Source organism: Simiduia sp. (assembly GCF_058345725.1).
Window position 1 is genome coordinate 23,194 of sequence record NZ_JBTUOC010000077.1, and the last position, 11,418, is coordinate 34,611.

At 54.0% G+C, this 11,418-nt stretch carries 11 protein-coding genes; 9 read left to right on the forward strand and 2 right to left on the reverse strand.

Annotated features, from left to right (window positions below):
* Positions 1–444 carry a DUF1289 domain-containing protein gene (locus tag ACW8F6_RS15895; protein ID WP_491576863.1) on the forward strand — a complete coding sequence of 148 codons (444 nt, stop codon included), beginning with the start codon at positions 1–3 and terminating at the stop codon, positions 442–444.
* Between the two features lie 107 nt (positions 445–551).
* Positions 552–1,226, forward strand: a complete 675-nt coding sequence (locus tag ACW8F6_RS15900; RefSeq protein ID WP_491576864.1) for a MiaE family protein — start codon at positions 552–554, stop codon at positions 1,224–1,226.
* A 108-nt stretch (positions 1,227–1,334) separates the two neighbouring features.
* On the opposite strand, the gene ACW8F6_RS15905 is transcribed toward ACW8F6_RS15900, so the two are convergent.
* Both ACW8F6_RS15905 and ACW8F6_RS15910 read right to left on the reverse strand, forming a co-directional pair.
* The gene (locus ACW8F6_RS15905) at positions 1,335–2,069 is read right to left on the reverse strand and encodes a UDP-2,3-diacylglucosamine diphosphatase (protein WP_491576865.1); all 735 of its coding nucleotides are present in this window, start codon (positions 2,067–2,069) and stop codon (positions 1,335–1,337) included.
* Positions 2,069–2,563 carry a peptidylprolyl isomerase gene (locus ACW8F6_RS15910; protein ID WP_491576866.1) on the reverse strand — a complete coding sequence of 165 codons (495 nt, stop codon included), beginning with the start codon at positions 2,561–2,563 and terminating at the stop codon, positions 2,069–2,071. The genes ACW8F6_RS15905 and ACW8F6_RS15910 overlap by 1 nt, the downstream gene beginning before the upstream one ends.
* A gap of 121 nt (positions 2,564–2,684) precedes the next feature.
* Between ACW8F6_RS15910 and ACW8F6_RS15915 the strand changes: the two genes are divergently transcribed.
* The 7 genes from ACW8F6_RS15915 to ACW8F6_RS15945 all read left to right on the forward strand — a co-directional run.
* Entirely contained in the window at positions 2,685–4,352 is a 1,668-nt protein-coding gene (locus ACW8F6_RS15915; RefSeq protein WP_491576867.1) for a glutamine--tRNA ligase/YqeY domain fusion protein, read from the forward strand.
* A gap of 35 nt (positions 4,353–4,387) precedes the next feature.
* A complete protein-coding gene (gene cysS, locus ACW8F6_RS15920; protein ID WP_491576868.1) occupies positions 4,388–5,764 on the forward strand; it encodes a cysteine--tRNA ligase in 1,377 nt (458 codons plus the stop codon).
* A gap of 74 nt (positions 5,765–5,838) precedes the next feature.
* Positions 5,839–6,825, forward strand: coding sequence for a porphobilinogen synthase (gene hemB, locus ACW8F6_RS15925; protein ID WP_491576869.1), 987 nt, complete (start codon positions 5,839–5,841; stop codon positions 6,823–6,825).
* An 8-nt stretch (positions 6,826–6,833) separates the two neighbouring features.
* Positions 6,834–7,001, forward strand: a complete 168-nt coding sequence (locus ACW8F6_RS15930; RefSeq protein ID WP_491576870.1) for a DUF3012 domain-containing protein — start codon at positions 6,834–6,836, stop codon at positions 6,999–7,001.
* 82 nt (positions 7,002–7,083) lie between these two features.
* Positions 7,084–8,538 carry a Wadjet anti-phage system protein JetA family protein gene (locus tag ACW8F6_RS15935; RefSeq protein WP_491576871.1) on the forward strand — a complete coding sequence of 485 codons (1,455 nt, stop codon included), beginning with the start codon at positions 7,084–7,086 and terminating at the stop codon, positions 8,536–8,538.
* A 6-nt stretch (positions 8,539–8,544) separates the two neighbouring features.
* The gene (locus tag ACW8F6_RS15940; protein ID WP_491576872.1) at positions 8,545–9,219 is read left to right on the forward strand and encodes a DUF4194 domain-containing protein; all 675 of its coding nucleotides are present in this window, start codon (positions 8,545–8,547) and stop codon (positions 9,217–9,219) included.
* On the forward strand, positions 9,219–11,418 hold a 2,200-nt coding region (locus tag ACW8F6_RS15945), incomplete at its 3' end, for an ATP-binding protein (protein WP_491576873.1). The genes ACW8F6_RS15940 and ACW8F6_RS15945, both read left to right, overlap by 1 nt.

Here is an 11,418-nt window from a genome sequence, read left to right on the forward strand (position 1 = left end):
ATGTTTAAACCCGTAAAAACGCCGTGTATCGGCATTTGTTCCACCGGTATTGGCGACAGTGTTTGTCGCGGCTGCAAGCGTTTTGCACACGAGGTGATAGATTGGAATGCCTATTCTCACGAGCAGCGACACATTATCGAACAGCGCTTGTCTGGGTTTCTTGCTCAAGTGGTTGCGCGGTATGTGGAAATCGTGGACGAGTCGCTCTTGCGCGCGCAGCTCGAGCTGCAGCGTGTACGCTACCGCGATGATCGCCCTCCGTTGTGTTGGGTGTTCGATCTGTTTCGCGCCGGCGCCAGCCAAATCAAAGATCCGGCGCAATTTGGCTTGCGGTTGTTAACTGATGCGCCGCCCACACAAATTAAGGCTGATATGGACGCGGACTACTACGCCCTGTCGGTGGCCTATTACGACGCCTATATCGTCCCAGGCTTGGCGGTGTAGCGGCTGCTTTGGCGACCCGAGCGCTGGCATGACGCGGGCCGGCGGGGCTGTTAGAATGCGCGCCCGCCGCTCAGGCCTATCTCCGAACTCAGACCGAAAACAAATTTATGACTGCCATACCTGAAATACGCGAATTTCTGCGCTGCGAGACCCCCGCGGGCTGGATAGACGCCGCGCTGCAGTCGCCTGAAACTCTGCTGATAGACCACGCAAATTGCGAGCTGAAAGCGGCGCAAACCGCGCAGGGGTTGATGTGGAAGTACGGGATGAACAACAGCGAGAAGGGGCCCTACAACCTAGATGCACCGGTGGCGTTCGCACTGCTGAATAAAATGTCTAAGCTGGCGCGCGAAGAGTTGCGCCACTTTGAACAGGTGTTGGCGTTTATGAAAAAGCGCAACGTCACCTATCATCAATTGAGTGCCGCGCGCTACGCAGCTGAGCTGCGCGCCGCCGCTCGAACGCACGAGCCCGCAAAGCTGGTGGATACCCTGCTGATTGGCGCCATTATCGAGGCTCGCTCCTGCGAGCGGTTTGAAGCGCTGGCGCCACACCTGGACCCAGAGCTGCAAAAATTTTATTTGAGTTTGCTGAAGTCCGAAGCGCGTCATTACCAAGACTACCTGGGCTTGGCCGCTAGGTTGGAAACCCAGGCGCGTATCGAACAACAATTAAATGTGTTTTTAGGTTTGGAGCAGCAGTTAATCGAGTCGGCGGATACCGTATTTCGCTTTCATAGCGGTGTGCCAGCCAGCGCCAAAGCTGTTGTCTCGCCGAAGTAGGGCTGTCGGTGCATTAGTGGTGACGGTTGGGGGCGAGCTTGGGCGCAAAGGATCTTGCCGATTGTGAATTCGTGCGTTGATAGCGTCAGGCAGCACAAGTGATAGTGTTTAGGTCTCGCCAATGGTCTCTTCGCTTAGCGTCAATTCGCCGTCTTCCCAGGTCAAATACCAAAAGCTGCTGTGCCAGTCGCCCAGAACAATGCGTTCAACCGCTTGACCAGTGCGCAGCGTAATAGGGTGTCGCGCCGGTCTGTGGGTGTGGCCGTGAATTAGCAGACTGACGTCGTGCTCGGTCATCACTCGGTCCACTTCGGCGCGATTCACGTCCATGATGTCGTCGGCCTTCATGGCGGCCAGCGACTGGGTTTCCGCGCGGAGTTTGGCCGCCAGTTGGCGACGTACAGGCAGCGGTTGTGCCAATAGCGGGGCTTGCCAGGTTGGATTGCGCGCCTGAGCGCGAAAGGCTTGGTAGTCCACATCGTCGGTGCACAGGGTGTCGCCATGCATGAGCAACGCCCGCGAGTCGGCCAGTGCTATGACCGTCGGATCTGTTAAAAGCGTCGCACCCGTTTGCCGACAAAATGTCTCTCCCAGCAGAAAATCGCGATTGCCCTGCATGAGGTAAAGTGCGTGGCCGGCCTGGCTGTACTGGTGCAGGGCTGTGCGCACCTCGTCTGCCAGGGGGGCATCGTCATCATCGCCAATCCAGGCTTCAAATAAATCGCCCAGGATATAGAGTGCGGTGGCGCCCTGCGCCCGGTGGCTCAAGAAATGCAAAAACGCCCGGGTAACCGCCGGGCGCGTTGCATCCAGATGCAGATCTGAAATGAAAATATGACGCATCAGGCGTTCACAGTGGCCTTTTCGATGATCACCGGCTCGACGGGTACGTCCTGGTGGCCGCCGCTGTTGCCGGTTTTCACCGCTTTAATTTGCTTCACAACATCCATGCCTTCAACTACCTTGCCAAACACGCAATAGCCCCAACCCTGAGAGGTTTTGCTGCTGTGGTTCAAGAAGCTGTTGTCTTTAACATTGATGAAAAATTGAGCACTGGCTGAGTGAGGGTCCATGGTGCGGGCCATGGCCAGAGTGCCTTCGTCGTTGCTCAGGCCGTTATCGGCCTCGTTTTCAATGGGGTCGCGGGTTGGCTTTTGGGCCATGTCTGGGGTGAAACCGCCGCCTTGAATCATAAAGCCGTCGATTACACGGTGAAAAATAACACCGTCGTAGTGGCCTTCTTCGACGTATTGCTTGAAGTTTGCCGCAGTTTTTGGCGCTTTATCGAAATCCAGCTCAATAACGATGTTGCCGAAGTTGGTTTGCAGGGTAATCATGGCTTTTCCTCAAAATTCTGCCGATAAACAGGTGTTTGCCCGTTTGGGAGGCGGCTATAATACGCCCTTTGTCCGCGCCCGTGAACCGAGCGCCCCCGAATTCACCCTATGTTGAGCTCACATGTCAGACACTAAGCCCCAGAATTTCCTGCAGCAGATCATCACCCAGGACTTGGCCGATAAGAAGCACAGCCAAATAGTGACCCGCTTTCCACCGGAGCCCAATGGCTACCTCCACATTGGTCACGCCAAAGCCATTTGTTTAAATTTTGGCCTGGCAGAGACCTATGGCGGCCAGTGTAATTTGCGTTTTGACGACACTAATCCGGGCAAAGAAGACCAGGAGTACGTGGATGCCATCATCGAGGATGTGCGCTGGTTGGGTTACCAATGGGCTGGCGATATCAAATACGCCTCCAGTTATTTCGACACCTTGTACGAGTGGGCGCTGCACCTGATTCGCGCGGGCAAGGCCTATGTGTGCCACTTGACGCCGGACGAGGCGCGCGCGTATCGCGGCAACTTGAAAGAGCCGGGCAAAGACAGCCCCTATCGCAATCGCACGGTGGAAGAAAACCTGGCTGATTTTGAAAAAATGCGCGCCGGCGACTACGACGAAGGCGCCTGTGTGTTGCGCGCCAAAATAGACATGGCCGCGCCTAACATGAATATGCGCGACCCCATCATGTATCGCATCCGAAAGCTGGCGCACCACCAGACTGGCGACAAGTGGTGCATTTATCCCACCTACGATTTTGCCCACGGCCAGGAAGATGCCATCGAGGGGATTACGCATTCCATCTGTACCCTTGAATTTGCCGATCACCGGCCGCTGTATGACTGGTTTGTGGAAAACTTGCCAGTACCGGCCCGCCCAAGGCAGTACGAGTTTGCGCGGCTTGAGCTGAACTACACCGTCACATCCAAACGAAAATTAAAGCAGCTGGTGGACGAAGGCCACGTGGATGGCTGGAATGATCCGCGCATGCCCACCATTTCAGGTATGCGTCGCCGCGGTTATCCCGCCGCCTCTATTCGCAAGTTTTGCGACATGATCGGTGTGACCAAAGCGGCCAGTACAGTTGACATGGGTATGCTGGAGTTTGCGGTGCGCGACGAGCTGAATGAGTCGGCACCCCGTGCAATGTGTGTATTACAGCCGCTGAAAGTAGTTATCACCAATTTTGACGGTGAAGAAACCATGACTCAGCCGGTACACCCCAACAACCCGGATATGGGCGAGCGCCAACTGCCCTTTACACGCGAGATATATATTGAACGCGACGATTTTACTGAAGACACCTCGTTGTCGCGTAAGAAATTTAAGCGACTGGTGATTGGCGAGTGGGTTCGTTTACGCGGTGCCTACATTATTCAGGCTAATGAGGTGGTCAAAAATGCAGGCGGCGAAATCACCGAAGTGCACGCGAGCCTAGTGCCTGGCACGGTGGGAGCCAATGCGCCGGAAGGCGTGAACCCACGCGGTGTGATTCACTGGGTGTCCGCCAGTAAACATTTGGCTTGCGAAGTGCGCCTGTACGACCGCCTATTTAACGATGAAGCGCCCGACAGTGGCGACAAAAATTTCTTGGATGCACTGAATCCTGACTCGTTAAAAATTATCAGCGATGCAAAGGCAGAGATAGGCCTGCACCAGGCTGTAGCCGGACAGGCTTATCAGTTTGAACGCGAGGGCTATTTCTGTTTAGACAGCAAGCACTCGCAAGCAGATAAGCCCGTGTTTAATCGCACCATTGGCCTTAAAGACAACTGGGCCAATAACGTTTAATCACACCCATATATTTTTCGACATTTGGAATGACTATGTCACTGCAGGTATACAACTCTTACAGCCGTAAAAAAGAACCGTTTGAGCCGCAGAACCCCTCGGCCGTCAAAATGTATGTGTGCGGCCCGACCGTGTATAACCTGGTACATATTGGCAATGCGCGGCCAGTGGTGGTGTTCGATACGCTGTTTCGCCTACTGCAAAGCCTCTATCCATCGGTCACCTACGCGCGCAACATTACCGATGTGGACGATAAAATTATGAAGGTGGCGCAGGCAGAGGGTGTTGCCATTGATGTGGTTTCGCGTCGCTATGCAGCGGAATATCAAAAGGATATGGCCGCGCTCAATAACCTGGAGCCCAGCATCGTACCCTACGCAACTCAGCATATTGGCGACATGATTAGCATGACCGAAACGCTGATCGAAAAGGGCCATGCATACGCCGCCGAGGGTCACGTGCTGTTTGCCGTTCAATCCATGGATGACTATGGAAAACTATCAAACCGCTCACTGGAGGATATGCTTGCGGGTGCCCGGGTGGAAGTTGCGCCCTATAAAAAGTACGCCGGTGATTTTGTATTGTGGAAGCCCTCGTCAGACAGCGAGCCAGGTTGGGAGAGCCCCTGGGGTAGGGGGCGTCCTGGTTGGCATCTTGAATGTTCGGCCATGATCAAAAAGCACCTGGGTGAAACCATTGATATTCACGGTGGTGGTAAGGATCTTTTGTTTCCGCACCACGAAAATGAAATGGCCCAAAGTTGCTGTGCACACGACGGCCAGCCCTTTGTGAACTACTGGATGCACAACGGTTTCGTCAATATCGATGGCGAGAAAATGTCTAAATCACTGGGCAATTTTAGAACCGTACGCGAGTTGTTAGAAAAATTTGACGGCGAAGTGTTACGTCTCGCGCTATTGAGCGCCCATTACCGATCAGATATGGATTTTTCGGCGGAGTTACTGGCCCAGTCTAAAACCAATTTGGATGGGTTTTACACCGCACTGAGGGCCGTTGCCGATGTGACGCCCACAGCCGTCGATTTGTCCGAAAGCGCCTTTTACAAAGCGTTGCTTGATGATCTTAATACACCTTTGGCAATCAGTGAGCTGCACGCCATGGCCAAAGCGCTTAATAAGGCGCAGGGCGCTGACCGCTCGCGCATTAAATCTGAACTGCTAACAGCTGCAGGCATGCTGGGATTGCTACAGAAAAAGCCCGAGGATTGGTTAACCGCAGGTGTTGAAGGTGACATTTCGGCAGCGGATATCGAAGCGCTTATTGTCGAGCGAAACCAGGCGCGATCAGATAAAAACTGGGCCCGTTGCGATGAAATTCGGGATCGACTCAAAGCTCAGGGTGTCGTGCTTGAAGACAGTAAAGAGGGTACCCGCTGGCGCAGAGAGAGCTAAATACCTGCCTAGATAGCCGGTGGTGACTTTTCAACCTGCGCCACGATACCAACGATTAAACAAAGGGTTTTAGTATGTTTACACCCAGCTTTCGATTCCGACGCTTACGTCGCACGTCTGCACTGCGACAGATGGTACAAGAAACCCACTTGCGACCCGAGGATTTTATCCTGCCATTATTTGTCGAAGAGGATATTTCTGAGCCAGTGGCTGTGGCGTCTATGCCAGGTGTGATGCGTTACCCAGAGGCCGATTTGGCAGCCCAGGTACGCAGGGCCTGGCAGGCGGGTGTTAGGGCCGTATTGCTCTTTGGCGTTTCTTCACACAAGGACAGCTGCGGCACAGATTCTTGGCAGGACCAGGGGCTCATGGCCAGGATGATTCGCATCGCCAAAGATGCTGAGCCTAATATGTTGGTGATCAGCGACAACTGTTTTTGCGAGTATACTGATCACGGCCACTGCGGTGTGGTTGCCGGCGACGATGTCGATAACGATAAAACCTTGCGCAATTTGCAAAAGCAGGTTGTCGCGGCGGCTAAAGCTGGTGTCGATATGATTGCGCCTTCGGGCATGATGGATGGCATGATAGGCGCCATACGCGAGGCGCTGGATGAGGCTGGCTACACACACCTTCCCGTGATGTCTTACTCCACCAAATTCGCCTCGGCCTTCTATGGCCCATTCAGAGACGCCGTGGACAGCAGTTTTAAGGGGACCCGCGCCAGTTACCAAATGAATCCCGCTAATAGCCGCGAGGCGCTGGCCGAATCACTGATGGATGAAGCCGAGGGTGCAGACCTGTTAATGGTCAAGCCGGGCTTGGCCTACTTGGATGTACTGGCATCTATTCGACAGAATACCCAGTTACCGCTTGCCGTTTATCAAGTAAGCGGTGAGTATGCCATGATTAAAGCCGCTGCCAGCGCCGGGGTGATTGATGAGAAGGCGGTAGCGCTTGAATCCTTGTTGGCCTTTAAGCGCGCCGGTGCAGATTTAATTATTACCTATTATGCGCTGGACGCTATCCAGTGGATAAATCAAAACGCATCAGAGAAGTAGAGTTTGTAATGAATAAAATATTGGTTATTGGCTGCGCAGTTATGGTCACTTCTCTACTGGGCTGTACGCCCAAAGTCGGTAGCGATGCCTGGTGTGAGGATATGAAGACCAAAGATAAAGGTGACTGGACCGCCAACGACGCCAAGGATTTCGCCAAGCATTGTGTCTTTAAATAGCTGAGTGTCGTTTTTGCTAACTCAGTTGTGTTACACATAAATGTTTTTCGCCGAGCAACGCACACATTTTTTTCGACCGCTAGTGGGAAAGTACCGCGAGGTGGTGGTTGAATGTGTGCGGCTTCTTTACCAGCGCCTGTATACCGACTTAACTGGTTATGGTCAGGGGCGCAGCCGCGACTTTATCCTCGATGTCTTTATTGAAGCCATTGCGCGTGCGCCCCTGCTCGACCATGACGATGGCGGGGCAGAGGGCCGATTCAAGTCGGCGCGCGAATTAGCGGGCTTTATTCTTAATAATTTGATGGAGCATGGCTGGCTGGAGCGCCAGCTAGACGAGGCAACGCTGCAAAGTCACTATGGTTTTACTCGGCTTGGGCGTGCATTTACACAGCCGTTCGTGGAAAGTGGCGCCAAGGACTACCGCTCGCGCAATCGCAATACTCGCAATACACGCAATAGCCTGCAGGCCTTCTTAGATCAGAGTGAAGTTTACGATCTACTCGATGCGCTCGAATACTCCGAGCGAATCATCAGCGATTTTGCCGACACCATCGCCGAGCTCGAAGAGCGTCGATTGCAGCTGGTGCGCGAAGTGGAGTCCCGTCAGTTGGTGGAGCAGGCCGCCGACCAGTTTTTTGATTTTATTGATACTGTATTTAAACCCGACTTGGAAGTGCGCCTGTCTGCTGACAGCGTTGAGAAATACCGGGACCAAATAACTTTATTGATAAAACAGATACGACGACGTCGAAAATTCGGCGGTGACGGTGAATACGCCGAGCTACTGTGGCAAACGGTGATGGAGCGCCGGCTTCGCCAGCTATTACCCGCGCGGGTGGTGGCGGGGCAATCGCTGCTTGAAAACATTCTCAACAGTATTGAAGAGCGGCTGCGCAGCGCTTGCGAAATTATGCTGCCGGCGCTCCGACGAACACTTAATAACTTTACTGCGCGCGCCGACATGATCATTCGGCAGTTAAGCTATTTGCACACACAGTCAACCCATCCGGTACTTGAGGCCTGTCAGGCCTTGCGTCAGCAAGCACCAGAACAACAGGACAAAATTCTGGCCGATATGGGCCAGCACTGGGTAAATGCACGCGCGGGCTGGTTGGCCTCGGAACAATTTCAGTTGCGAACCCGTGCGGCTAACCGGGTTGTGAGGGCTCAGGTAGATGAAGCGCCAAACTTGGATCAGAGTGCACAAAAGGCGCAGTATCTAAGCCAAGTGCTCGACCAGGCCTTTCATGTCTCCAGTCAGCAAATGCGCGAATACGTCAGTGAGCAACTGGCCCAGAGCGGTCAAGTGAACAGTCGCTACCTTACCATTAACGACACGCGAGATCTGCTATCGCTCGCACATCTGGTGAGTTTGTCAGGTGTCACATTAGATTCTGCGGATACCATACAAATTGATCCCGAGTGTGTTGGTGTGGACGGCTTGCAACGTTACATGCCACTTGCCGACGTTGATCCCTATTTTTCCCAGCGAGAAGCCTTCGTGCTTAAACTCGTTAAAAAGACCGAGGTCTAAGCCGTTATGTCCGAATTTTTTGAGGCGCTTGATGTGCAGTTGCAGAAAGCGGGTGTGACCTTGGCTCAGTGGCAAAACCTGCTGCAGCGGCTATTGGATTACGGCGTCATCTGCCGCGATGAAAGCCAGGTAGAGGCAGAGTTATACGATTTGTTTCTACGGCTCGCGCCTCTGTTAGATGACTACTTTGCATTGGCAGGCTTGCGTTTCCATCACGACGCGCGATTCGAGTATGTGCGCCTTGTGCCACCTGGTTCCAGTGTGCCCGGCGTAGATGACGAATCGGAAGATCAACCCTTTGGTGGTGGTCTTCGTGCGCCATTACCTCCAGCTGTAGTGGCGGTGACCTTGGTGTTGGCGGTTGAATATGAAAAAAGCCTGCGCGAGGCGCGAGTGGATGAAAAGGGTTGTGCAAGTCTCGCCTTAGAGGCCCTGAATCTATCGCTGAAGAACCTGTTGGGTAGGAGTTTGCCAGATAATGCACAGGAGCGCCGCAGCTTGTTTCGTCAGCTGCGCCAACTTCGCATTATCCGTATGGCAGCCGATGCGGATTTGCAGCATGGCGATAGCTGGCTTGTCATTCGGCCAATGATTTTAACTTTGGTAAATCCCGACGTTTTGTCGCAGCTGCTGAGTGCGCCGTCGCCCGAAGGCGACTCACTGCTGGTGGAGTCAGACTGATGTTTTTACAAAAATTTATCTATGTCAATTGGGGTAATATTCCCAACGGCGAGTTTGAATTTGGTCCAACGAATTTGTTTTCTGGTGGTAATGGGTCGGGCAAAACCACAGCGGCCGATGCCATTCAAACGGTGATGACTGCGGCTCACGATGGCCTGTTTCACTTTAATCCTGGGCAGGATGAATCAACTCAGCGCGGGCGGGGTGGCAAGCAGGTGCGTACCCTGGCGTCCTATGTGTTGGGTTGCGACGATGGTGCTTTTGCAAGGCCCGACTCGGCCTTTGGCTATTTGGCTGGGGTGTTTGTACCTCACGTAGGTGAAGATGCAGAGCCCTTTACTGCCCTGTTGGCCATGAGCGCATTTGTGGAAAAAAGTGGCAAGAATAAAGTTGCCCGTTTAGACGACCTGCATTTTTATATCCTGCCTGATGTCAAATTAACACTTTCGGAGCTGGTGCGCGAAGATCAGGGGGGGCGTTACGTTGTGCCAACCGAAACGATTGCTGCGCACCTCAAAGCCCAGTACGGTGCCGGCAGTGTGGAAAAATACGAACGGAAAAAGGCCTATCTTTGCCGCCTGTATGGGGCGCTGCGAGGACGTGAAGATGCCGTATCTGAGCGCGAGGCCATGAATGCAGCCCGGGCGTTCTCACGCTTTATGGCCTACAAACCAATTCGCGCAATCGACGAGTTTGTCGCCACCGAAATTCTTGATCCAAAGGATATGGGCGACGCGGTACGCGACGTGTCGGCAATGTTAAAGCGTATTCACGCAATGGAGTCCGATGCTCGCGCACTGCAAGAGAACGCTCAAAGATTAAAGTCGGCGAGAGATAGCGCAGATACATTTATCGATCAATGGCTGGCCATGCAGAAGCTTCGCTATGCGGGCGCCAGACGGCAGTATAACGAAAGTCAGTCCGCTTATTTGGGGGAAAAACACCGGCAATCAGAGCTACAGGAAGGGCTAGACGCTAACGCCCGCGATGCCGAGCTGGCGCGCGATCGACTCGGGGTGCTGCAGCAGGAGCAGCGCGATCTTCAATTGCAGCAGTTACAGGTGCCTGCACTGCGCGATAAACTGGAAATTACCGGGCAAAAAGAGCGACTAGAAGATGCCATACTCAAAGGTACCGTGCCGCTGTTGGGCGATGTAAGCCAGATAAAACAAGCGCAAAGTAATGCGCAGACCTTGCTGACATTGGCCTCGGGGAGCGATGCATGGCCGCCGCTGACGCAGGCCCCCCACAAATCGCTGCTTGCCGACGTGGCTGCCAAAAAGGCGGGCGAGCCCGCAGAACTTCACGCTATTACCAATCAAGATTGGATAGACCTGAGCCCTCTGGAACAACACTTAGACGATGCCCTGGGGTTACAGCAGCTGCACAATCGCTGGGTTGATGCCTGGCAGGGTGATCAAGGGCTGCTGCAATCGCTGCACCGCGATTTAGAAAGGGAACAACAGCAGCAAGAAAAAATTACACGGCAGGTGCAGGCCAAGCAGGCAGAGCTCCAGCAACTGGAAAGTCAGCGAGTCAATTATCCGAGCTATGTGCGCGTGGCGCTCGATGCGATACGGCGCCAGCTACCCGAAGCAGATGCTCGCGTACTGTGCGATCACGTCGAGGTGATAGACCCCGTCTGGCAGGGGGCAGTTGAAGGCTATGTCGGCGGAGCACGCTTTGGTATTTTAGTGGAGCCTCACTATGAAGCGGAAGCCATTCGGTTGTTGCGCGAGCTGCCGGGGCGCGACAATCGCGCGCGGGTGATTCAGGGCAGTAAAGCGCGCGAGGATGCCCAACGTTTGCAGGAGGATGCTGACTCCATCATTGCGGTGATGGCCTTCAGTCACGACACCGCAAGACACTATATGCTGGCCAGCTACGGACAGGTTAAGCGAGTAGCGAGTGCACAGGCGCTAAAAGGCGTGCGCCGTGGAGTGACGCCCGATGCCGTTGGTGCAGCCAATTATGCGCTATTTCGCTGCGATCTTGACGACGGCGAGCTGGTATTTGGGCAAAAGGCGCGGGAGCGGGCACATGCTGCGAAGGCCGCCGAGTTGGAGGCGTTGTTGTTATCGCTCGCCGATAGCCGCAACCGGGTTGGCGCCCTGCAACAACTGTTGGCACTGGTAAAACCACTACGGCCGACCCAATATGCGGACTCATTACAGTCTTTATTACAGCAGCAACGAGAGC